The sequence below is a fragment of the Aeromicrobium tamlense genome, from assembly GCF_013408555.1.
In the GTDB taxonomy this organism is placed as follows: domain Bacteria; phylum Actinomycetota; class Actinomycetes; order Propionibacteriales; family Nocardioidaceae; genus Aeromicrobium; species Aeromicrobium tamlense.
Genome location: NZ_JACBZN010000001.1, coordinates 1,470,122 through 1,489,943 on the forward strand (window position 1 = coordinate 1,470,122; position 19,822 = coordinate 1,489,943).

Annotated in this window: 26 protein-coding genes; 9 read left to right on the forward strand and 17 right to left on the reverse strand. The window is 72.2% G+C overall.

Annotated features, from left to right (window positions below; genetic code table 11):
- Window position 1: 1 nt before the first annotated feature.
- Genes BJ975_RS07380 through BJ975_RS07390 form a run of 3 tightly spaced genes read right to left on the reverse strand, consistent with a single transcriptional unit; the run spans window position 2 to window position 2,392 of the window.
- Window positions 2-556 carry a hypothetical protein gene (locus BJ975_RS07380; RefSeq protein WP_179424518.1) on the reverse strand — a complete coding sequence of 185 codons (555 nt, stop codon included), beginning with the start codon at window positions 554-556 and terminating at the stop codon, window positions 2-4.
- Between the two features lie 16 nt (window positions 557-572).
- Entirely contained in the window at window positions 573-1,202 is a 630-nt protein-coding gene (locus tag BJ975_RS07385) for a response regulator (RefSeq protein WP_179424519.1), read from the reverse strand.
- Window positions 1,199-2,392, reverse strand: coding sequence for a sensor histidine kinase (locus tag BJ975_RS07390; RefSeq protein WP_218845755.1), 1,194 nt, complete (start codon window positions 2,390-2,392; stop codon window positions 1,199-1,201). Before BJ975_RS07390 ends, BJ975_RS07385 begins: the two co-directional genes overlap by 4 nt.
- Before the next feature lie 132 nt (window positions 2,393-2,524).
- On the opposite strand from BJ975_RS07390, the gene BJ975_RS07395 reads away from it, so the two are divergent.
- Window positions 2,525-3,652, forward strand: a complete 1,128-nt coding sequence (locus BJ975_RS07395; protein WP_317628300.1) for an ABC transporter permease — start codon at window positions 2,525-2,527, stop codon at window positions 3,650-3,652.
- Complete coding sequence (locus BJ975_RS07400) at window positions 3,649-4,347, forward strand: ABC transporter ATP-binding protein (RefSeq protein ID WP_179424522.1); 699 nt, start codon at window positions 3,649-3,651, stop codon at window positions 4,345-4,347. The genes BJ975_RS07395 and BJ975_RS07400 overlap by 4 nt, the downstream gene beginning before the upstream one ends.
- Here the strand turns inward: BJ975_RS07400 and BJ975_RS07405 are convergent.
- Both BJ975_RS07405 and BJ975_RS07410 read right to left on the reverse strand, forming a co-directional pair.
- Window positions 4,328-5,368, reverse strand: coding sequence for an alcohol dehydrogenase catalytic domain-containing protein (locus tag BJ975_RS07405; protein WP_179424523.1), 1,041 nt, complete (start codon window positions 5,366-5,368; stop codon window positions 4,328-4,330). The genes BJ975_RS07400 and BJ975_RS07405 overlap by 20 nt on opposite strands.
- Before the next feature lie 39 nt (window positions 5,369-5,407).
- Complete coding sequence (locus tag BJ975_RS07410) at window positions 5,408-6,262, reverse strand: SDR family oxidoreductase (RefSeq protein WP_179424524.1); 855 nt, start codon at window positions 6,260-6,262, stop codon at window positions 5,408-5,410.
- 83 nt (window positions 6,263-6,345) lie between these two features.
- On the opposite strand from BJ975_RS07410, the gene BJ975_RS07415 reads away from it, so the two are divergent.
- Together BJ975_RS07415 and BJ975_RS07420 are read left to right on the forward strand one after the other, a co-directional pair.
- Window positions 6,346-6,819: an Rrf2 family transcriptional regulator gene (locus BJ975_RS07415; RefSeq protein WP_179424525.1), complete on the forward strand. Its 474-nt coding sequence runs from the start codon at window positions 6,346-6,348 to the stop codon at window positions 6,817-6,819.
- A gap of 9 nt (window positions 6,820-6,828) precedes the next feature.
- A complete protein-coding gene (locus BJ975_RS07420; protein WP_179424526.1) occupies window positions 6,829-7,521 on the forward strand; it encodes an alpha/beta fold hydrolase in 693 nt (230 codons plus the stop codon).
- Here BJ975_RS07420 and BJ975_RS07425 read toward each other — a convergent pair.
- The 4 genes from BJ975_RS07425 to BJ975_RS07440 all read right to left on the reverse strand — a co-directional run bounded on the left by BJ975_RS07425 (window position 7,518) and on the right by BJ975_RS07440 (window position 10,028).
- Window positions 7,518-7,931: a DUF6069 family protein gene (locus BJ975_RS07425; RefSeq protein WP_218845757.1), complete on the reverse strand. Its 414-nt coding sequence runs from the start codon at window positions 7,929-7,931 to the stop codon at window positions 7,518-7,520. The two genes, BJ975_RS07420 and BJ975_RS07425, sit on opposite strands and share 4 nt — an antisense overlap.
- Entirely contained in the window at window positions 7,928-8,935 is a 1,008-nt protein-coding gene (locus tag BJ975_RS07430; protein WP_325064602.1) for an RNA polymerase subunit sigma-70, read from the reverse strand. Before BJ975_RS07430 ends, BJ975_RS07425 begins: the two co-directional genes overlap by 4 nt.
- Before the next feature lie 67 nt (window positions 8,936-9,002).
- The gene (locus BJ975_RS07435) at window positions 9,003-9,530 is read right to left on the reverse strand and encodes a hypothetical protein (protein WP_179424528.1); all 528 of its coding nucleotides are present in this window, start codon (window positions 9,528-9,530) and stop codon (window positions 9,003-9,005) included.
- A 39-nt stretch (window positions 9,531-9,569) separates the two neighbouring features.
- Window positions 9,570-10,028: a GNAT family N-acetyltransferase gene (locus BJ975_RS07440; RefSeq protein WP_179424529.1), complete on the reverse strand. Its 459-nt coding sequence runs from the start codon at window positions 10,026-10,028 to the stop codon at window positions 9,570-9,572.
- Window positions 10,029-10,452: 424 nt separating this feature from the next.
- Between BJ975_RS07440 and BJ975_RS07445 the strand changes: the two genes are divergently transcribed.
- Complete coding sequence (locus BJ975_RS07445; RefSeq protein WP_179424530.1) at window positions 10,453-11,016, forward strand: C40 family peptidase; 564 nt, start codon at window positions 10,453-10,455, stop codon at window positions 11,014-11,016.
- Between the two features lie 66 nt (window positions 11,017-11,082).
- Here the strand turns inward: BJ975_RS07445 and BJ975_RS07450 are convergent, their stop codons facing one another.
- From BJ975_RS07450 to BJ975_RS07465, 4 genes are read right to left on the reverse strand one after another with little or no spacing between them, the layout of a single operon-like run.
- On the reverse strand, window positions 11,083-12,033 hold the full coding sequence (locus BJ975_RS07450) for an NAD(P)-dependent alcohol dehydrogenase (protein WP_179424531.1): 951 nt from the start codon (window positions 12,031-12,033) through the stop codon (window positions 11,083-11,085).
- On the reverse strand, window positions 12,030-12,971 hold the full coding sequence (locus BJ975_RS07455) for a hypothetical protein (RefSeq protein ID WP_179424532.1): 942 nt from the start codon (window positions 12,969-12,971) through the stop codon (window positions 12,030-12,032). The genes BJ975_RS07450 and BJ975_RS07455 overlap by 4 nt, the downstream gene beginning before the upstream one ends.
- A 40-nt stretch (window positions 12,972-13,011) precedes the next feature.
- Window positions 13,012-14,181 (reverse strand): SGNH/GDSL hydrolase family protein, encoded by a 1,170-nt coding sequence (locus BJ975_RS07460; RefSeq protein ID WP_179424533.1) that lies wholly within the window; start codon window positions 14,179-14,181, stop codon window positions 13,012-13,014.
- Window positions 14,178-14,762, reverse strand: coding sequence for a TetR/AcrR family transcriptional regulator (locus BJ975_RS07465; protein WP_179424534.1), 585 nt, complete (start codon window positions 14,760-14,762; stop codon window positions 14,178-14,180). The genes BJ975_RS07460 and BJ975_RS07465 overlap by 4 nt, the downstream gene beginning before the upstream one ends.
- Window positions 14,763-14,841: 79 nt before the next feature.
- Between BJ975_RS07465 and BJ975_RS16530 the strand changes: the two genes are divergently transcribed.
- Both BJ975_RS16530 and BJ975_RS16535 read left to right on the forward strand, forming a co-directional pair.
- Window positions 14,842-15,066, forward strand: coding sequence for a YdeI/OmpD-associated family protein (locus BJ975_RS16530; RefSeq protein ID WP_218845758.1), 225 nt, complete (start codon window positions 14,842-14,844; stop codon window positions 15,064-15,066).
- Complete coding sequence (locus BJ975_RS16535) at window positions 15,023-15,283, forward strand: YdeI/OmpD-associated family protein (RefSeq protein WP_218845759.1); 261 nt, start codon at window positions 15,023-15,025, stop codon at window positions 15,281-15,283. Before BJ975_RS16530 ends, BJ975_RS16535 begins: the two co-directional genes overlap by 44 nt.
- Before the next feature lie 3 nt (window positions 15,284-15,286).
- Here the strand turns inward: BJ975_RS16535 and BJ975_RS07475 are convergent, their stop codons facing one another.
- Genes BJ975_RS07475 through BJ975_RS07490 form a run of 4 tightly spaced genes read right to left on the reverse strand, consistent with a single transcriptional unit; the run spans window position 15,287 to window position 17,718 of the window.
- Window positions 15,287-16,057 (reverse strand): alpha/beta fold hydrolase, encoded by a 771-nt coding sequence (locus BJ975_RS07475; RefSeq protein WP_179424535.1) that lies wholly within the window; start codon window positions 16,055-16,057, stop codon window positions 15,287-15,289.
- A 32-nt stretch (window positions 16,058-16,089) separates the two neighbouring features.
- Window positions 16,090-16,329, reverse strand: a complete 240-nt coding sequence (locus tag BJ975_RS07480) for a hypothetical protein (protein ID WP_179424536.1) — start codon at window positions 16,327-16,329, stop codon at window positions 16,090-16,092.
- Window positions 16,322-16,846: a winged helix-turn-helix transcriptional regulator gene (locus BJ975_RS07485; RefSeq protein ID WP_179424537.1), complete on the reverse strand. Its 525-nt coding sequence runs from the start codon at window positions 16,844-16,846 to the stop codon at window positions 16,322-16,324. The genes BJ975_RS07480 and BJ975_RS07485 overlap by 8 nt, the downstream gene beginning before the upstream one ends.
- 35 nt (window positions 16,847-16,881) lie before the next feature.
- Complete coding sequence (locus BJ975_RS07490; protein WP_179424538.1) at window positions 16,882-17,718, reverse strand: alpha/beta hydrolase; 837 nt, start codon at window positions 17,716-17,718, stop codon at window positions 16,882-16,884.
- A gap of 211 nt (window positions 17,719-17,929) precedes the next feature.
- Here BJ975_RS07490 and BJ975_RS07495 point away from each other — a divergent pair, with 211 nt between their 5' ends.
- Both BJ975_RS07495 and BJ975_RS07500 read left to right on the forward strand, forming a co-directional pair.
- On the forward strand, window positions 17,930-18,550 hold the full coding sequence (locus BJ975_RS07495; protein WP_179424539.1) for a hypothetical protein: 621 nt from the start codon (window positions 17,930-17,932) through the stop codon (window positions 18,548-18,550).
- A 43-nt stretch (window positions 18,551-18,593) separates the two neighbouring features.
- Window positions 18,594-19,796, forward strand: coding sequence for an HNH endonuclease signature motif containing protein (locus tag BJ975_RS07500; RefSeq protein WP_179424540.1), 1,203 nt, complete (start codon window positions 18,594-18,596; stop codon window positions 19,794-19,796).
- Window positions 19,797-19,822: the final 26 nt, after the last annotated feature.

Sequence of the window (19,822 nt, forward strand, 5' to 3'; positions counted from 1 at the left end):
GTCAGAGCTCGGCGAGCAGCTTCTTCCAGAACGGCCGCCACCGCTCACGATCCTCGGCGGAGCCGAGGGCTGCGTGCTGCACGGCGACACGGTCCGCGGAGATGTCGACGTTCACCGACGATCCGTCGGCGAGCTTGGCGCGCCAGTAGCGCCACTTCTCGGTGGACCTCACCTGCGGCTCGGCCGCGAGGGCCACGCCGTCGAACTCCTCGCGGCCCGAGACGACCGCGCACCACCGCTCGAGCAGCTCGTCGAGCGACCCGACCACCTTCTTCGAGGCCGTCACGGCGTGGTCTCCCGCCGCCAGCTGGCCCTTCTCCCGCAGGCCGTGCTGGTGCCCGTACTCGATCGCGATGGTCTGGGACCACCAGCCGTCGTTAAACGGCTTGCCGTTGCCGGCGTGCGTCGTGATGCCGAGATCGTGCACCCGCTGCAGCGCGAGCCGCGCGATCTCGGCATGAGGCGCGGTCAGCGCTCCCTGCGCGGTCAGCCACGCGTCCCAGTCGGTCCAGTCGGTTCCGGTCGCCGTGGAGATGCTCGCCGCCTTCGATGCCATGGGGACGAGCCTGCCATCAACCGCGGCCGATGATGCCCGCTTCTCGAGCGGCGGCCACCGCGGCGGTGCGCGAGCTGACGCCGAGCTTCGGGTAGATGTGCGCGAGGTGGGACTTCACGGTGGTCTCGCTCAGGTGCAGCCGCTGGGCGATGTCGGTGTTGCTGTGGCCGGCGGCGACGAGGCTCAGCACCTCGAGCTCGCGCGCGCTCAGCGACGTGTGGGGCCGCTGCATGCGGGCGAGCAGTCGAGTCGCCACCGAGGGCGACAGCGCGGTCTGGCCCGCGGCGGCGGCGTGGATCGCGGCGGTGATCTCCTCGGGCGCGGCGTCCTTCAGCAGGTAGCCGGCAGCGCCCGCCTCGATCGCCTCGATGATGTCGGCGTCGGTGTCGAAGTTCGTCAGCACGAGCACCGCGGGCGGGTCGGGCAGCGCGCGGATCTCGCGGGTCGCGGCCGCGCCCTCGAACACGCGCTGGAACTGCAGGTCCATCAGCACCACGTCGGACCGCGCGCGCCGGGCCTCGACGAGAGCCTCGGCGGTGGTTCCCACCGCGCCGATGACCTCGATCTGCGGATCGGTCTCGAACAGGGCGGACAGGCCCGTCCGCATGAGCGGATGGTCGTCGACGATCAGGACGCGCACGCTCATGGGCTCACCCCGAAGCTCGCCACGACGCTCGTGCCCCGGCCGGGCTGGGACTCCACGACCACCCGTCCGCCGAGGTCGGCCGCGCGCTCCTGCATCGCGGCCAGCCCGAACGACCGGGACGCTCCGTCGCGCGTGGTCAGGGTCTCCGCGTCGAAGCCCACCCCGTCGTCGACCACGTCGAGGATGATCTCGTCGTCGAGCCGCGTGAGCGTCAGGTCGACGCGCTCGGCCTGCGCGTGCTGGATGACGTTGGCCATCGCGCCCTGGGCGATCCGCAGCAACGCGGTCTCCACCGGCGTCGGCACGGCCCGCCCGTCGGAGGGCACGTCGACCTCGACACGCAGGCCGGTCGTCTCGCGGGTCTGCTCCCCCAGCCGCTCCAGCGCGTCGCCGATGCCGCCGTCGCGCAGGGCCGGGGGCGCGAGGGCATGGATGAACTCGCGGGTCTCGGCCAGCGCCTCCGCGGCCGCCTCGCGTGCCTGCTCGAGCCGCTCGCGCCCCTTCGGCGTTCCGGGATCGCTGCGCTGGGCGGCGTGCAGCAGCATGATGACGCTCGACAGCGACTGCGAGACGGTGTCGTGGATCTCGCGCGCGAGCCGCTCCCGCTCGGCCACCACCCCGGCGGCGTGCTCCGCGATCGCCAGCTGGTCGCGGGTGCGTGTCAACTCCTCGATGAGACGCTGCCGACGGGTCACCTCGCGGTTCAGTGCCTCGTAGCCCAGTCCGATGACGATGGCGACGCCTGCGCCGAGGGCAGGGCCGATGATGCCCGCGACGTCGAACCCGCGGTGCAGCCCGAACGCGCCGACGGCGACGACCGTGGCGACCACCACCGCCACGATGCCGCGCACCGTGCCGAGCAGTCGCAGGTAGAGGAAGAACAGCGCGAACGCCAGGTAGGTGGCCTCCACGCTCCACGCCAGCAGCACGATCCACTCGACGGTCAGGGCGCCGACCCACCACCAGCCCCACCGGCCGGACTCGGGCAGCGCGCCGTCGGGCCACACCCCCACGACGTAGGTGGCGGCGAACAGGATCGCCAGGGCGATCACCGCGATGCTCTCGGCTCGCGTGCCGTCGGCGGAGGTCAGCACCAGCACCGTGAGCAGGGCGCCCACCAGCAGGTGCAGGGACAGCGAGAGCCACGCCGAGATCGAGCCGATCCCCCGGCGTCCGTCGTGCGATCTCACGCCCACATCACGGCTCCAGTCTAGGCGTCGCGGGCCGCGCGGGCGTCGTACGAAAGGTGGAGTTCCCGTCCATCCTTCGGGTCCGGCAAAGCGTTCCCGCGCACGATGGCTCGGCCCCGAAACCGAGACACCGTGGAGACAGTGCACGAGGTCATCAGGACCCATGCCCGACCCAGCCCGGAGGACCCGCCCATGTTCGTCGCCTGGCGCGATCTGAGAGTGGCCAAGGGGCGCTTCGCCCTCATCGCCACCGTCGTCACGCTCATCACGATTCTCGTCACCTTCCTGGCCGGCCTCACCGGAGGACTGGCCCAGCAGAACGTCTCGGCCATCACCTCGCTCCAGGCCGACCGGATCGTGTTCTCGGCGGAGGATGCGCAGTCGCCGTCCTACGCCGACTCCGCGATCACGCGCGACCAGGCCGACGCGTGGGAGCGCCGCGACGGCGTGACCGCCGTCGACCCGTCGGGCATCAGCACGACACGGGTGTCCGCGGGCGATCGGCACGAGACGGTCACCGCGTTCGGCGTCGCGCAGGGCGCGTCGGCCGTGCAGGCTCCCGCCCCCGGTCACGTGACGATGAGCACCGAGACCGCGCAGGAGCTCGAGGTCGAGAAGGGCGACCACGTGCGCATCGGCGCGAAGTCGTTCGTCGTCACCACCGAGCCGGACATCACCTGGTACTCCCACCTGCCGGTCGTGCGACTCGACCTGAGCGACTGGCAGGACGTCGGCGCCCGACCCGGCGAGCCCGCGCCCTTCGCCACCGTGCTGGCCGTGTCCGCGTCGGACACCGACTTCGCGGCAGCCGACGCGGTGGCCGGCACCACCTCCGAGGGCGTGCTGTCCTCGCTGACCGCGCTCGGGTCGTTCCGGTCCGAGATCGGCTCGCTGCTGCTCATGGTGGGGATGCTGTTCGGGATCTCGGCGCTGGTCGTCGGCGCGTTCTTCACCGTGTGGAGCATCCAGCGTCAGCCCGACGTGGCCGTGCTCAAGGCGCTCGGCGCGACGAACCGCATGCTCACCCGAGACGCCCTCGGGCAGGCGGCGGTGGTGCTGCTCCTCGGCGTGAGCGCCGGCATCGCGGTGACCGCCGCGCTCGGCGCCGTGGCCGGCAGTGCGTTGCCCTTCGTCCTCAGCCCGCTGACGACCCTGCTGCCCGGCCTGATCATGACCGCGCTCGGACTCGCCGGCGCCGGACTCGCCACCCGCTCCATCACCCGCACCGACCCCCTCAACGCCCTGGGGAGCAACCGATGATCGACCTGTCCCACGTCACCCTGACCTTCCCCGACGGCGCCTCGCGCGTGACCGCGATCGACGACGCGAGCCTGCGCGTCGAGGCCGGAAGCACGGCCGGTGTCACCGGTCCCTCCGGCTCCGGGAAGTCCAGCCTGCTGGCCGTCGCGTCCACCCTGATCACCCCCGACCGGGGCACCGTGACCATCGACGGCGTCGAGACCACCGACCTCAGCCTGACCGAGAAGGCCGAGCTGCGGCGCACGAAGATCGGCCTGGTCTTCCAGCAGTCGAACCTGCTCGGCTCGCTGACGGCCTACGAGCAGCTGCTCGTGATGAACGAGCTGACGACCGATCCGAAGCGACGCGCCGAGCGACACGCCACCCGCGAGCGCGCCGCCGAGCTGCTGGACGCGGTCGGCCTCGCGGGCGACCGGGACAAGCGGCCCGCCCAGCTCTCCGGCGGGCAGCGCCAGCGCGTGAACATCGCCCGCGCGCTGATGCACCGTCCGTCGGTCCTCATCGTCGACGAGCCGACCAGCGCCCTGGACCAGGAGCGCGGCGGCCAGATCGTCGACCTGCTGCTTCGGCTGACCGAGGAGAACCACACCGCGACGATCCTGGTGACGCACGACCAGCGGATCCTGCCGCGCCTGACCAGCGCCCACCGCATGGTCGACGGGCGGCTGCGGGCCCTCAGCGCGTCGGATCGATGATCGTCATCCCGGCGAGCGTCGCGCGGTCGAAGACCGGCAGCAGCTCGGCGGCCTCCTCGAGGCCGATGGTGCGCTCGATGAGTCGCTGGGGCTGGAGGGCGCCCTGCTCGATGAGGGCCATCATCCCCGGATAGTCGGCAGCGGCCATGCCGTGGCTGCCGAGGAGGTCGAGCTCCCAGCCGATGACGCGCTCCATCGGCACGCGCGGGTGCCCCTCGATGGCGGGTAGGAGTCCCACCTGGGCGAGACGACCACGTCGGCGCAGGCTGAGGATCGCATCGGCGCAGGTCTGCTCGCTGCCGACGGCGTCGACCGCGACGTGGCTGCCGTCTCCGGTCAGCTCGGCGACCGCGGAGGGAATGTCGCGGCCGTCGGCCAAGAGGGTGTGCTCGGCGCCGAGGTCGGTCGCGACGGCGAGCGCCTCGGAGTTCCGGTCGACCGCGATGACCCGGGCGCCGAGCGCGCGGGCGATCATGACCGAGCTCAGGCCGACTCCCCCGGCGCCGACCACGGTGACCCACTCGCCCTCGGCGACGCGGGACCGGCCGACGAGTGCCCGGTACGCGGTGGCGAACCGGCAACCCAGACTTGCCGCGGTGGCGAAGTCGACCGAGTCGGGGATGCGCACGAGGTTCGTGTCGGCGGCGTGGACGACCACCCGCTCGGCGAACGAGCCCCCATAGGTGAAGCCGGGCTGCTCCTGGTCGGGGCACACCTGCGCGTCGCCTGCGAGGCACCATTCGCACGTGCCGCAGCCCGCGACGAACGGGACGGTGACGCGGTCGCCGACCTGCCAGTCGCGCACGTCGGGGCCGAGCTCGACGATCTCCCCGGCCAGCTCGTGGCCCGGCACATGCGGGAAGGCGACGCCGTCGTCGTGCCCCGCCCACGCGTGCCAGTCGCTGCGGCACAGGCCGGTCGCGACGACCCGCACCACGACCCCGCCGTCGGGCGCCGAGGGCTCGGGGACGTCGCGGACCTCGGGACGGGACCGGGCGGAATCGAGGACGAGCGCGCGCATCCGGCCATCTTCGCAGGATGCGCGCGCTGTCCGCGGGATTCAGCCCTGGGCGCCCACGAGGTCGGCCAACGGCGTGGGCGTGCTGCCGCCGACGCGCTCGACGACGTCGGTCACCCGGGCCAGCTTGCCCAGGCGGATCGACGTGCCGAAGGAGACGAGCAACGGCGCGAACTCCTCGGGGACGCCTGCGGCGACGAGTCCGCCCCGGTAGGCCTCGTCGTCGACGTTGAGCACCTCGATCGGCCGGCCGGCGAGCTGCTCGGCGAGCGCGGCGAAGTCGTCCGCGGTGATCGCGGCGGGACCGGTCACGTCGTAGACCTCGCCCTCGTGGCCGTCGCCAGTCAGCACGGCCGCGGCCACCGCGGCACAGTCGGCGCGCGTGACGTAGGCGGCGCCGCCGTCGCCCGTGTTCACGAACAGCTGGCCGCTGGCGGCCGCCTGGCGGATCGTGTCGACCTGCATCTCGGCGTAGAGGTTGTTGCGCAGCATCGTCCACGCGAGGCCGCTGGCGCGCAGCGCGTCCTCGGTGGCGGCGTGGTCGGGCACGACGCCGGACGGGTTGTCGGGCGTCGGCTCCGGGATCGACGTGTAGGCGACGTGGCTGACACCCGCACGGGAGGCGGCGTCGATCGCGGCCAGGTGGCCGTCGAGGCGGGCGCCCACGATGTCGGTCGAGATCAGCAGCATCCGGTCGACGCCGGCGAGCGCCTCGACGAGGGCGTCGGGCAGGCCGAAGTCGGCCTCGCGGACGATCGCGCCGCGCTCGGCGTAGGTGGCGAGCTTGGAGGGGTCGCGCGTGAGCAGCACGACCTCGGAGGGATCGACGGTGGCGAGGAGCTGGTCGGCGACGAGGCGGCCGAGCTGGCCGGAGGCACCGGTGACGGCGATGGTCATGAGCATTCCTGATCTGTAGTCACGATGATGGCGATTCGTTCGCAACTGTAGTCATCATGGTGGCGATATGGCAAGATGGGGTCGTGGCCCGTTCGACCAACACCCAGTTCGCGGTGGCAGTGCACGTCCTCACGTACCTCGCCGCCAGTGCTGCGGCGGGTCGCACCACCCCCGTCGGCTCCGAGGAGCTCGCCGGCAGCACGGCGGTGAACCCCGTCCACGTGCGCAAGGTGCTCGGCCCCCTGCGCGAGGCCGGTCTCACGGCGTCGCGGCCCGGCGCGCACGGCGGCTGGGAGCTGGCCGTCGACCCCGCCGCGGTCACGCTGGCCCAGGTCTGGAGCGCCCTGCAGGGCGAGGACCCGGTGCTCGGCATCCACGGTCCCAACCCGGCCTGCCCCGTCGGGAGCAGCATCCAGGGCGTGCTCGTCGCGCTGGAGCGACGCGTGGCCGACGCGATCGTCGCCGAGCTCGACTCGATCTCGCTGAGCGACGTCCTCGACGAGGGCGGGTTCGACGCTGCCGACTTCGCGGCGCTGGACGACATCGCCTCGGCCTAGTCTGGCCACGTGCCCGAGGGAATCTGGTGGACGTCGTCCGGTGAGGGACCCGCCGTGGTCGTGCCGCGGCTCAACGTCGACTGGACCGCCGTCGACCTCTCTCCCCTGACCGACCGCTTCCGCGTAGTGATCGTGTCGCCGCGAGGCTTCGGTCCCAGCGAGCGGCCCGGCGGCTACGCGATGAGCGGCTTCGTCGCCGACATCGAGCAGGTCCTCGACCATCTGGACGTCGACTCGTACACCGCGTTCGGCTACTCGATGAACGGGGTCATGGCCGTGCGACTGGCGCTGAGCAGCCCGCGCGTCGTCGCCGTGGCGTGCGGTGGCTTCCCTCTCACCGCCGACCTCGCCGGCATGGGTGACCGGGCGCGCGCCCGCAACGAGGCGGCACGGCACGATCCCGATGCCTGGGCCGAGGTCCTCGCGACCTACGACCCCGTGGCGGCCGAGGCCTTCTGGGACGACGTCGCCGCGCTTCCGCGGAACGCGCTGGCCGACCTCGACCGCCCCCTCCGCACGTGGTGGGGAGAGGAGGACGCCCTGGTGGCGTCGTTCCTCTCCCCTGCCGAGCTCCGCAGCGATCTGGACGCACGCGGCATCCCGTACGAGGCCGTGCCGGGACTCGACCACGACGGTATGCTGCGGCGCCTGGACCTCGTCCTGCCGTCCGTCGTGGACTGGCTGGCCGTGCACCTCGACTAGCGCAGTGCCCTCGCCAGCGCGGGGATCATCACGGCCGCCGCGACGAGGTGGAGCGCGATCAGCGCCAGCGCCGTCGCAGCGCTCGCGCCCACCACCAGCGGCGGCACCAGCGAGACCGCCGTGAGCGTCACCGCGACCCGTACGAACCACGCCGCCGGCCGAGGGCTCCAGCGAGCCAGCCCGAGCGCCATCGCGACTCCGGCCAGCGAGAGCATGGTCGTCACCGACGTGAACCCGGCGACCGGGATGGACTCGCCACCGTCGGGGATCTCGAAGTCGACGCCCGCCGCCTTCGCGAGCGCGCCGCCGGCCGTGGTGACGGCCGCCGCCACGACCGTCGCGACGATCCCGGTGAGGGCGACCCGGCCCAGCCGCGGGCGCACGGCCTGCGCCACCGCCGCGCGGCTCACGACTCCTCCAGGCGCTCGGGCAGCCCCAGCCGCGGGAACTGGTCGTCATGGAAGGTGACGATCTCGGCGATCTGCCCGTCCTCGACACGCAGCACGTCGACGGTCAGCGGCAGGTACGCCTTGTCGGCCTCGCGCCAGAGGTAGGCGCCGATGGCGGGCTGCCGGTTGACCGAGGTCGGCACGATCCGCAGGCCTCGCATCTCCGGGAACCCGCCCGCGGTCCAGTCGGCGACGACCGCGTCGCGACCGATCTGCACACCGGGCGTCGGCGGCATGGAGCACCGCACGTCGTCGCGCAGCATCTTGGCGATCGCGTCGATGTCGGTGGCGAGGCAGGCCTCGCTGTAGCGGCGCACGACCTCGCGTGTCTGCGCGTCGTCGGCGCCGCCGGTCCAGTCCTGCCGCTCGGCGGGGAGGTGCTCGCGCATCCCCGCGCGAGCCCGCTGGAGCGCGCTGTTCACGGAGTTCACCGAGTCGCCCAGCAGCTCGGCGACGTCCTTCGCCGGCCAGCCGATCACGTCGCGCAGGACCAGCGCGGCTCGCGGGCGCGGCGCCAGGTGCTGGAGCGCGACGATGTACGCGAGCTCGATCGTCTCGCGGGCGACCGCGGCCGTCTCGGGCTCCTCGGACTCGTCCGCGCGCAGCTCGTCGAGCAGCCGGTCCGGGTACGGCTGCAGCCACAGCACCTCACCACCGGTCGCGGGCTCGGGGCGCCGCTTCGCGATCAGGTCGAGCGCCGCGTTCGTCGCGATCCGGTACAGCCACGCGCGGAACGTGGAGCGCCCCTCGTAGGTCTCACGCCGTCGCCACGCCCGCAGGAACGTCTCCTGCACGGCGTCCTCGGCGTCCTCGAACGAGCCGAGCATCCGGTAGCAGTGCACGTGCAGCTCTCGCCGGTGCCGTTCGACCATCGCGGAGAACGTCGGCTCGTCGACCTCGGTCATGTCGCTCCGCTCCCCCACTCGCGTGTCCACACTCATGGTCATCCTCTTCCGTCTCGTCATGTCCTGTCACAGGTATGACGGGAGGGAGCGCCGGAACTCATCACCGGCGCGTGAGACCGGCGCCGTCCTAGGCGCCGCGGTCGGCGGTGCCTCGGCTGAGCGCGAGGTGGCCGCCGAGGAACCCGGCCCCCGCCGCCACGAGGTTCCCCGCGAGGGCGAACCGTGCTCCGGCCCCGTCATGCCCACGCAGCCGCGCGACGAGGGAGCCGAGGAAGAGGAAGGTGGCCACGTCCGTGGCGGCCGAGTGCGCCGCGCCGATGCGGCGCTCCGGGCCGGCCAGCTCGGTCCAGTCCCCCGCGCCCGCGAGGGCGGTCGGCACCGAGGCCGCCAGGCCCGCAGCGGTGAGCACCGTGGCGCTGCGACGTGCGCTCTCGCCCCCGACGACGTCGAGGATCGTGGCGCTGAGCCAGCAGCCGAGGGTGACGTCGGTCAGCGGCGGGTGCACCGAGTGCCCGAACGCGTCGGTGTGGAGCGGACTGCGTCGTGCCCAGTCGAGCAACGGCCCGTAGACCCGCTGCTGGGCGTTCCCGATCGCCTCCGCCACCGGGCTCTCGCCCACCCTGCGGATCACACGCTCTGCCAGCGACGCGGACACGCTCTCACGGTACGCCCGCCGCGCGCCCGGGAACAGGCCTCAGGAACGCGGGCGCCGCAGCACGACCTCGTCGTCCTCCTGCTCCCCGGTCTCGACGAAGCCGAGCGAGCGGTAGAGCCCCAGCGCGCCCTCGTTATCCGGAGCGACCGAGAGCGCGGCTTCGCGGTACGCCGTGCCCGACAGCGACGGCTCCTCGCGCTCCCACAGGTCGAGCAGCGCCCGCACGGTGGCGCGACCGAGACCCTGCCCCTGGCGCTCGGCGTCGATGACGAGGCCGCCGATCCAGTGACTGCCGTCGTCGGTGTCCACGGCCCACATCACGTGGCCGACCACGGCGCCGTCGTCGTCCTGGACCGCGTACGAGCGCCAGAGCCCGTCGTACGCCGAGAGGCACAGGTAGTACGCGGCGTCGGCGACCCACTCGCGCTGGGTCTCCGCGGCCTTCACTCGGGTGATGTCGCGCCAATTGCCGGCGGCGGCCGGAGCCAGGGTCACCATGTCTGCATCCTTCGTTCGGTGTGACTGGTGAGCCTAGCGAGGCGAGGCCCGCGTGAGATGCGTCACGTCGGTCAATCTTCGTCTCTCGCGCTTTTCCCTGGAACGGCAGGTCGCACGTCGAGTAACTCCGCGTTCCGTCCGAAACCCTCCGGTTGGGGTTCGCGCCAGAAGCCTGCCTAGTCTCCCTGAGGCCCCAACGGGCCAGGTCGTGAGCGCGCTGAACTCGCCGAGGCTCACGGGACCAGTCAACGCATCTCAATCGGCGAGCCGGGGAAACCAGCACGGCGTCGCGCCCAGCGCGCGACTTGGGGCTCACCACCGCACGGTGGGGCACACCTTCACTGCCAGCCCGACAGGTCTCTCCTCGAAGGCGTTGAAGGAGATCCCCCATATGCGACACGTCGCACGAGTGCTCGCTGCCACCATGGCCGCGTCCGTCCTGTCCATCGCCGCTCCCGCCGCCCAGGCGGCCCCGGTGACCACCTCCGCCGCCGCGACCTCCGCGGTCGCCTCCTCCACCAGCTCGCCCACCGCGGCCGAGCTCCGCAAGCAGCGCATCCTCAAGAAGAAGAAAGCGCTCAAGCGCAAGAAGTACGTCATCGCGCGCAAGAAGGCGATCAAGCGCAAGCGCGCGATCATCCGCGGCAAGAAGATCATGAACGCCGCCGCGAAGCAGAAGGGCACCCCGTACCGCTGGGGCGGCTCGAGCCCGTCCGGCTTCGACTGCTCCGGCCTCGTCAAGTACGCCGTGAAGAAGTCCGTCAAGAAGAGCATGCCGCGCGTCGCTGGTGCCCAGATGAAGAAGGGCAAGAAGGTCTCCAAGGGCGACAAGCGCAAGGGCGACCTGATCGGCTTCTACAACGGGTCGGGCGTCTACCACATCGGCATCTACGCCGGTGACGGCAAGATCTGGCACTCCCCCCGTCCGGGCAAGAGCGTCGAGAAGGTCAAGATCTGGACCGGCTCCTACAAGGTCCGCCGGGTCTGATCCCGCAGCACCCCGTCGAAGGGCGAGTCACCGATGGTGACTCGCCCTTCGTGCGTTCACCCCGCCCTACGGCGTGACGACGACCTTGCCGAGGGCGCGACCCGCGCCGACGTGCGCGAGCGCCTCGGGCACCTCGTCGAGCGTGAACGTGCGGTCCACGTGCACCCGCACGTCGCCGGCGGTGACGAGGTCCGCGAGCGGCAGGAAGTGCTCCGGGCCCTCCTTCACGACGAGCACGCCGAGGGAGCGACCCGTCGCAAGACCGAGGACCGATCCCGCCGTGAGCACCCGCAGCAGGGTGCCGACCGAGCCGCCGACGCAGCGGTAGGTGCCTCCGCGCGTGACCGAACGGCGGTACGCGAAGACGGAGCGGTGCGCGAAGAGGTCGAGCACGAGGTCGTTCGGCTGCCCGCGGGTGAAGTCCTCGCGCTCGTAGTCGATCACCTCGTCGGCGCCGAGCGAGCGCATGTGGTCGAGCTTCGAGGCATGGTCGACGGCGGTGACGTGGGCGCCTCGCTGCTTCGCCAACTGGATCGCGAAGGTGCCCGAGCCGCCACCTGCTCCGTTGATCAGGACGCGGGCGCCCGGCCGCACCCTCGCCATCCCCTGGAGCGCGATCGCGCCGGCCTGCGGGATCGTCGAGGCCTCCACGAAGCCGAGTCCCTGCGGCAGCGGCGCCAGCGCGGACTCCGGTGCGAGTGCGAGCTCGGCGAACCCGCCCTTGAGCGCGAGGTTGTCGCCGAACACCCGATCTCCCGGGCGGAAGCGGGTGACACCCTCTCCCACGCTCTCCACGACCCCCGCGATGTCCGAGCCGAGCGTCGGTCGCGCGGGCGCGCGCAGACCGCCGATCCGCGCATAGAGCGGTGACCCGGTCAGGCACTCCCAGTCGCTGAGGTTCAGCGCCGTCGCCGCTACCCGGACCAGGACCTGCCCCGCGGCCGGCGACGGCACGGGCACGTCCTCGACGCGCAGCACCTCAGGCCCGCCGTAGCGGTCCTGGACCACGGCTCTCATGGGGTCTGACGCTCCCGCCATCGGGTGATCCGCTCGCGGACGGTGCTCTCGAGGCCGGGGTCGTCGACCCCCTCGGCGTGGATCGTCCACGTCCAGCCATCCGCGGTCATCCAGGTCGTCCCCTCGAAGTCGAGGTCGTCCGGGGACGCGGCGCCCTGTACGGAGACGCGAGCGCGCGGCGCGAGGCCGATCCAGATCGTGTCTGCCACGACGTCGACGTCCTCGAATTCGAACGACACCTCCGCCACAAGGCCGTTCACGGCGAGCGAGTCCCGAACCTCCGACCCACGGCGAGCGCTCTCGCGCAGGTGACGCCGCAGCGAATCGGGGACGGGCCCGTCGGACACCACCTCCCCGTCGGGCCCGACAGCCACGCCGACGTAGGCGAACCACCCGCTCTCCGTGACCTCGCCGTCCCACCTCAGGAGCTGCGGATCGATCGCGTCGACCACCTCGAGCTCGTGCCAGCGCAGGATCTCCTCGCCGTCCTCGACGATCTCGAGCGGCATGCCGGTCGTGACGTCGAGGACGTACGTGAGACCGAGCTCCTCGTCCTCCGGGTCCGGGAGCGTGAAGGTCGCGGTCTCCCGGCCGAAGCGCTGACCCCGGACCACGGTTCCGTCGAGCCGTCGTTCGCGCAGGTCCAGCTCGCCCAGCTCCGGCCGGCGGATCAGCACCCACGGCTCGTCCTCCTCGTCGTGGTCGAACACGCCGGGACCGCTCTCCACCGGAACGCCTCCGCCCACGGGGAAGTCCAGGCTCCGCTCCGGCTCACGGATCGAGCGCAGCTCGCCGTCGGCCGACTCCACCCGACGACGCTCCCCGTGCTTCCAGACCCGGAAGCGCTCGCCATGGAGCGCGACCGTTCCGCGCACCGGCGGCTCCGCGGCCTCCCCACACGTCAGACGCACCAGCAGCTCGACGATCTCCTCGTTCACACCGCGACGCTAGCGCTCGGCGGTGCCGCGATGGGACGGTTCAGCCCAGCGGACCGCCCGGCGCCAGCGCGAGCCTCGCGAAGCGCTCGCCCATGAGCCGGTGAGTCTCGGCGCTCGGGTGCAGCGCGTCGGGCAGCGGGTGCGCCTCGGCGTCAGCCTCGCCGTAGAGGCTGGGCCCGTCGAGCAGGTACAGGTGCGGGTCGTCCACGCGGCGGGCCTCGACGATCTGGCGCAGCTGCTCGCGGATGACCCGAAGCGTCAGCCTCCCTATCGCGACGTCGGCCGGGTCCCCCGTGGCCATGAAGCGCACGGCGTCCGTGCCCAACGTGGACGGGTCAGGGAGGCCCGGACCGGGCGTGTCCTCGTGGATCGGACAGAGGATCGGCGAGACCACCAGCAGCGGGGTGTGCGGGTGGCCCTCGCGGATCGTGTCGAGGAACCCGTGCACCGCCGCGACGAATCCCCGGACGCGCATCAGGTCGGCATTCACGAGATTGATCCCGATCTTCACGCTGATCACGTCGGCCGGCAGGTCGCGCATCGTGCGCGCGGTGGCCGGATCGAGCAGGGCGCTGCCGCTGAAGCCGAGGTTCACCAGGTCCACGCCTACCGACGCCGCGGCGATCGCCGGCCACGTGCCGGTCGGCGTCAGCGCGTTGGAGCCGTGGCTGATCGAGCTCCCGTGGTGCAGCCAGACGCGACGGCCGGACGCGCCGACGGGCTCCACCGCGGCGTCCGCGCGCAGCGAGACCAGCTCGGTGAGCTCGTTGTGGGGCAGCCAGAGCTCGAGCGTCTTGGATCGCGCCGGGAGGTCGCCGAACGTGATCGTGCCCGGCTCGCCGCGCGTGACCTCGCGACCACCGGTGGTCATGTCGATCATGAGCAGGTCTCCGCCGTCGACCGAGGCACGCCCGAACGGCTCGCCGTCGACGACGAGCTCGTACACCCCCGCGGGGCGTGCGGGCGCTCCGACGTAGCCGACGCGCGTCGGACGGGCGGTCAGCTCGATCGTCGACGCGGTCGTCCGCATGACGAGGCGGACACCGGACGGCTGGGCCTCGGCCATGAGCAGCTGTGGGTCGGGCAGCTGACGCCGTGCCCACGCCGGCAGCCGGTGTGGCTGGACGCCGGTCGCGGTGTGCTCGAGCTCGACCACCCCGCGGAACAGCTCGCCGGTCAGGGGGACGTCGTGCAGGTCGGGGTCGGTCATCGGGTGGTGTCCTCGTCGGTGGGCCAGTGGGTCAGGGCGCTGTCGAGCGCCTGGGTCATGCGGAGCCACGACGCCTCCGGGTCGGGCTCGGAGCGGTCGAAGCCGCCGTTCACGTGCAGGCGGACGAAGCCGTTGATCGTGCTGCCGATCAGGCGGACGGCATGGGTCAGCTCCGCCTCGGGGAGGTCGTAGCCGCGCACGACCGCCAGCATCAGCGCGGCCACGCGACCACCCGGGGCCTCGGCGTCCGGGGCGGTGATGCGGACCTGCGTGGCCTCCCATCGGCCCGGGTGCTCGTTCGCGTACGTGCGGATCGTGTCGACGAGGGCGCCCAGCGCGTCACGATCGGCGCGACCGGCGAGAGCGAGCCCGAGCCGGTCCGCGAGCTCGGCCAGGGCGAGCGTGCTGACCCGACCTCGCAGGTCGTCGGTGCCGCGGAGGTGGAAGTACACGCTGGCCGGCTTCACACCGACGCGCCGGGCGACCTCCGAGACGGTGACCTGGTCGAGGCCGAGCTCGTCGGCGAGGCCGGCAGCCGTCGCGGTGAGCGACTCGGCCGTGAGCGGGGTGCGGGCGTCCATCCATCTACTTCCTGTAGTTCGTCACCTACAGGGTATAGGTGCACACAACGCGGCACCCCGCCGGTGCGACGATGTGGCGATGGACGTGCTGGAGTTCGCCGACGGGCAGGCGTGGGACACGTGGCGCGAGGAGCATCACGACACCGCGACGGAGGCCTGGCTGCGCATCCGACGCAAGCACGCCGACCTGCCGCTCATCACGATCGGCGACGCCCTCGACGGCGCACTGTGCCACGGCTGGATCGACGGGCTCCGGCGAGATGCGGCCAGGCGGGCTCGCGTCGCTCGAGGCAGCCCGCGCTGATGGCCGGTGGGCCTCCGCCTACGCGCCCCAGTCCGCGGGCGAGGTCCCGCCCGACCTCCGAGCGGCACTCGCCGAGGTCCCCGGGGCCGCGACCGTCTTCGACCGGCTCGGTCGCACCGAGCAGTACGACCTGGTGCTGCCACTGCTCAAGGCACGCAGCGCCGAAGCCCGGTCGCGTCACGTGGCGGCCGCGGTCGACCGACTCCGTCCCGACTAGGGCTCAGCCCGACACCCTTGCGCGCTCCACCCGGACCAGCCACTGCCGGATCAGGGCGCCCAGCACCTCGGGCTCCTCGTGCGGCAGCGCGTGACCGGCCTCGTCCACCACCGCGACCGTCGCGCGCGGGTGGACGTGCAGCAGGTCGGCCGCCGCGGCGTATCCCACGGTCGAGTCGCGCCGCCCCGCGACGACGAGCGTCGGCCCCGGGTAGGGCTTGGCCGCGAGGGAGAGACCCCAGTTCTCGCCCATGCGCTCCATCGCCTCCTCGTCCACGAGGTCGGCGGCCGGTGCCACGTACCGCTCGTAGCGCTCGTACATCTCGGGCGTCTGCACCACGAAGTAGCCCCGGAACACGTGGTCGCCGATCCCGTTCGACCTCACGACGGGCCGGTGCTCGGGGACGTCCTGCTCGTCGGGGAGCACCGGGCAGACGAGGGCGAGCCCGGCCACCTGCTCCCACAGCCGGGCCGCCATCGCCTGGGCCAGGTAGGCGCCCCACGAGTGACCGACCAGGAGGAACGGCTCGGGTCCGACCTCGGCCAGGACGAACCGGATCATGAGGTGCAGGACGTCGTCGGACGAGTGCAGCTCATCCGCAGCCGGCGACCGACCCATCCCCGGCAGGTCCGGGTAGATCCGGCGCAGGCCCGCAGCCTCGAGGATCGGGTCGAAGCAGGCCTCGGCCTCGCGGTGGTCGACTCCCGCACCGTGCAGCACCACCGCCGGGCGGCCCTCCCCGTGCCGGACGACGTGGAGTTCCCCGGGCTCCATGTCTCGCAAGATAGTCCTCGTCGCCGAGGAAGTCAGCCCATCTTGTCGACCCACCGCGTGAGCAGGCCGCGCTCGTCGACGTCGTGGTAAGCCGGCGGACCGGGCACGGGGTCGCCGCGCAGGCACGCGATGACCTCGGCCGGGCCGTAGAGGTGCTCCTCGACCGCGGTGGTCCAGTGCACCTCGGGCGAGAGGCTCCGCTCCAGCCGCGTCCAGTCCCTCCGCTCGATGAGGCTCAGGATGTTGCCGACGGCGGGCACGAACTCAGCCACGGGTCCTCCGGGACGGGTCGGGGTCACGCGGGTCGCCGAGGCCGAACGGGCCGGCCGCCGTGACGCGGAGGTCGTCGACACCGACCGCGTGCCCGGCCGCGCACCTCACGGCGATCTCGACGGGCTCGCCGCAGCCGTCGTGGCTGAGCTCGGGCGGGTAGGGCGGCGGGTCGTGCCGGTTGCCCCACTGCAGCAACGCGAACACGGCGGGGAGCAGGTCGGCGCCCGCCTCGGTCAGCACGTAGGCGTGACGCAGACGGCTGCCGGGCTCACGGTACGGATGCTTCTCGAGGATCCCGACAGCTGTCAGCTCACGCAGCTGCGCGGCCGTGGTGGCGTCGGTCAGTCCGGCACGCGCGGCGAACTGGTCGAACCGCGTGGCGCCGTAGAACGCCTCGCGCAGGACGAGCATCGCCGAGCGCGTGCGCAGCGCCGCCATCGCGCGCTCGATCGGGCAGTAGGCGCCGATGGGCTCCTCGCCGCGCGACGCCAGTGCACCCCCGAGCTTGATGGGCATACCCGCACAGTACGCCTGACTCGCGTGCCGTGAAGTCAGGTTCCGGCACTCGGATCCTCGCTCCCCGGGCGGGCGACGGCGTGCGCCCTCGCCCACTCCAGGGCGCGGTCCGCGACCTCCTCCCACCCGGGTGCGGCGCACGTCCAGTGGTCGCGTCCGGGCAGCTCCACGTACTCGGTGAGGGCCGGCGACTTCCGGTAGTGCTTGGCGTTGGAGCGGTTCACCGAGGGAGGCATGATGTGGTCGCGCTGCCCCGCGATGAACAGCAGCGGCGCACGGTCGGCCGCGTAGTCCACCCACGTCTCCTGGTGGCCGGGCTTGAAGTTCGCGAACAGGCCGTACTCCCAGATCCACCGCCCCGGCGCCGGGATGTGGAACCGGTCCCACACCGCGCGCGACTCCTCGGCCGTGAGCGTGTTCGTGAACGCGTAGTGGAACTCCTTGGGCGTGAAGCTTACGGCCCGGCGGATGTTCGCGGGGCTCTTCAGCGCGGGCAGCAACGACCGCGCCTGCGAGATCGGGCTCACGCGGACCCCCTCGGTCGGCGCGGAGTCGATGACGACGCCGGCGGCGCCGAGGCCCCGCGCCAGCAGGAGCTGCGTGAGCGTCCCGCCGAAGGAGTGACCCATGATGATCGGCGGCTCGTCGAGTGCCTCGATCACCGAGGCCAGATGGTCCACAGTCTCCGGCACGGTCAGGTCGGCGATGACCTGCGGTTTCTCGCGGAGCGCCTCCACCTCGATCTCGAAGCCGGGATAGGCGGGCGTCAGGACGGTCAGGCCCTGCGACTCGTAGTAGGTCTTCCAGTGACTCCAGCTGCGCGGCGTCATCCAGAGTCCGTGGACGAGGACGACGGTGGGGGGTTCGGACATGGGGATGCCTCTCGACGGCATGGGTTCGTGCTGCCCTGGCGGGCGGTGGGAGGGCCGTTCCCCGTGAGCTCGGGCCTGGTCCCGCGCGTGGTGTCGCGCTGCGCTCTCGTCGCTGACTCTAGTGCGCTGTAGTCAGATCGCACGAGACCACGCTTCGGGTGAATTCCCGGGTTTCCATCCAGTGACGGCACGGGCGTGACAGCCTTCGCTGGTGAGCTTCAGGGGTCTCGGGATGCGGCGTCTGCTCGGACTGTCGGCAGCTCTTGCGACGGTCGCGGCCTTGCTGATCGCGCTCGAGCGCAGGTCGCCGGATCTCGATCCCGTCTCGTTCGGGAGTGGCCCCAGCGCCTTCGGCGTGTACGCGCCGAAGGGAACCGGGGCCTGGACCGCCCACTCGGGTGGCTTCACGACGTGCCTCACCCGTCCGGGCCAGGCCGTCATCACCGGGGCCGAGCTGATCGATGCGCAGGGAGTCCTCGACTCCCGCTTCGTCGTCCGCCGCGTGACGGGCGCCGCGCACGAGGGCGGCGCGGTCCCGATCTACAGCGCGACCGGCGTTCCCGAGAAGGAGGCCGGTCACGCCACGGGCGTCCGGGTCGAGCCGGCGGTCGGGGCCGCCGTGGCACGCGAGTGCCCCTCGAGCTCCGAGCCGGACGCGCCGTTCACCGAGCTCATGGTCGTTCTCACGACCGGTGAAGGCGGTGCCACCGTCCGCAAGGCGCGGGTGGAGTACACCTTCGACGGCGAGGCCTTCGAGACAGAGCTCGACTGGACCTTCCGCCTCTGCGGCCGCAGCGAGAGCGACGAGGAATGCGGCGAGGGCGTCCCCTGACGAGTCGCGCGTTTCTGTCAGTGCCGCCCACTAGGTTGGGTGCATGACTTCGGGGAGCGTGGCTGACGTGTGCGACCTCGTGCGTCGCGCCCGCGCCGTGGCCGAGCACGAGGAGTGGGACTGGGTCGTCGCGCACCACGCGCGCCGGGTCGCCGAGATCGACCGCTCCGACGAGATCCCGCTGTCGAAGGACCTCGCCCGCCGCGAGGTCGTCCTCGAGATCGCCCAGGGCCTGCACGTCACCGAGCAGACGGTGTGGGCGATGGTCCACGAGGCCGCCACCCTCAAGGAGAGGGCCCCTCGCGTGTGGAGCTCCTTCCGCGTCGGCGACATCGACGGGGTGCGAGTGTCCGCGATCGCCGACACCGCCGAGCGGCTCCGCACGCCGGAGGCGCTGGCGATGCTCGAGCAGACCGCACCCGAGTACGCCGCCACCCACACGATCACCGAGCTGCGCGCCTGGCTGCGCCGCCTCCGCGCCCGGCTCGAGCCCGAGCAGGTCGCCACCGAGACGGCGGAGGCGCTCCAGCAGCGCCGGGTCTCCATCACCCACCAGAGTGACGGCACCAGCTGGCTCAACGCCCTGCTGCCGACCGGCCTGGCCATCGCGATCGGCGAGCGGCTCCGCAAGGCCGCCCGGGCGGTCCCGTCGGTCGATCCCGAGACCGGCGCTCGCGACGCGCGCACGCGCGACCAGAAGCAGGCCGACCTCGTCGCCGACTGGCTCACCTCGTGCACCGGCACCACCAGCGACATCCGCGCCGAGATCGCCATCAGCATCGCCGCCACCGACCTCATCGGCCTCACCGAGGGGCCGGGCCTCACCCACGACGGCGAGCCCGTCGGCGCCGAGTGGGTCCGCGAGCTCGCGCAGTCCGAGCACACGATCCTGAGGCGCCTCGTCCTCGACCCCGTCGGCGAGGTGCTCGACACCACGGTCCTCAGCTATCGACCACCCGAGTCCCTGCGCCGGGCACTGCGGTGGAGGGACGGAACCTGCCGGGTCGCCGGCTGCCGGGCACCGGTGTTCGAGACCGATCTCGACCATGCCGAGGCCTACGACAGTGGCGGAGCGACGTCCGCGTCGAACCTGCGATGCCTCTGCCGCCGTCACCACAACATGAAGAGTCACGGTCACCTCGCCGACCGCTACCTCGACGCGCCCGTCCGACGGATCGAGCGCTATCTGCCCTGCCCTCCGATCATCATCGAGACCGACATCGTCGACCCCCGTCGCGCCGCGTGACCCACGTCCGACGGCAGACTGGCGAT

Excerpts from the sequence above, each read along its gene's own strand:
- BJ975_RS07465 (WP_179424534.1), bottom strand. The coding sequence starts at position 14,762 with ATGGACGCCCGCACCCCGCTCACGGCCGAGTCGCTCACCGCGACGGCT.
- BJ975_RS07400 (WP_179424522.1), top strand. The coding sequence starts at position 3,649 with ATGATCGACCTGTCCCACGTCACCCTGACCTTCCCCGACGGCGCCTCG.
- BJ975_RS07490 (WP_179424538.1), bottom strand. The coding sequence starts at position 17,718 with ATGTCCGAACCCCCCACCGTCGTCCTCGTCCACGGACTCTGGATGACG.
- BJ975_RS16535 (WP_218845759.1), top strand. The coding sequence starts at position 15,023 with ATGCGGCCAGGCGGGCTCGCGTCGCTCGAGGCAGCCCGCGCTGATGGC.
- BJ975_RS07500 (WP_179424540.1), top strand. The coding sequence starts at position 18,594 with ATGACTTCGGGGAGCGTGGCTGACGTGTGCGACCTCGTGCGTCGCGCC.
- BJ975_RS07440 (WP_179424529.1), bottom strand. The coding sequence starts at position 10,028 with ATGGTGACCCTGGCTCCGGCCGCCGCCGGCAATTGGCGCGACATCACC.
- BJ975_RS07385 (WP_179424519.1), bottom strand. The coding sequence starts at position 1,202 with ATGAGCGTGCGCGTCCTGATCGTCGACGACCATCCGCTCATGCGGACG.
- BJ975_RS16530 (WP_218845758.1), top strand. The coding sequence starts at position 14,842 with ATGGACGTGCTGGAGTTCGCCGACGGGCAGGCGTGGGACACGTGGCGC.
- BJ975_RS07445 (WP_179424530.1), top strand. The coding sequence starts at position 10,453 with ATGGCCGCGTCCGTCCTGTCCATCGCCGCTCCCGCCGCCCAGGCGGCC.
- BJ975_RS07380 (WP_179424518.1), bottom strand. The coding sequence starts at position 556 with ATGGCATCGAAGGCGGCGAGCATCTCCACGGCGACCGGAACCGACTGG.
- BJ975_RS07405 (WP_179424523.1), bottom strand. The coding sequence starts at position 5,368 with ATGCGCGCGCTCGTCCTCGATTCCGCCCGGTCCCGTCCCGAGGTCCGC.
- BJ975_RS07475 (WP_179424535.1), bottom strand. The coding sequence starts at position 16,057 with ATGGAGCCCGGGGAACTCCACGTCGTCCGGCACGGGGAGGGCCGCCCG.
- BJ975_RS07410 (WP_179424524.1), bottom strand. The coding sequence starts at position 6,262 with ATGACCATCGCCGTCACCGGTGCCTCCGGCCAGCTCGGCCGCCTCGTC.
- BJ975_RS07485 (WP_179424537.1), bottom strand. The coding sequence starts at position 16,846 with ATGCCCATCAAGCTCGGGGGTGCACTGGCGTCGCGCGGCGAGGAGCCC.
- BJ975_RS07430 (WP_325064602.1), bottom strand. The coding sequence starts at position 8,935 with ATGACGAGACGGAAGAGGATGACCATGAGTGTGGACACGCGAGTGGGG.
- BJ975_RS07450 (WP_179424531.1), bottom strand. The coding sequence starts at position 12,033 with ATGAGAGCCGTGGTCCAGGACCGCTACGGCGGGCCTGAGGTGCTGCGC.
- BJ975_RS07460 (WP_179424533.1), bottom strand. The coding sequence starts at position 14,181 with ATGACCGACCCCGACCTGCACGACGTCCCCCTGACCGGCGAGCTGTTC.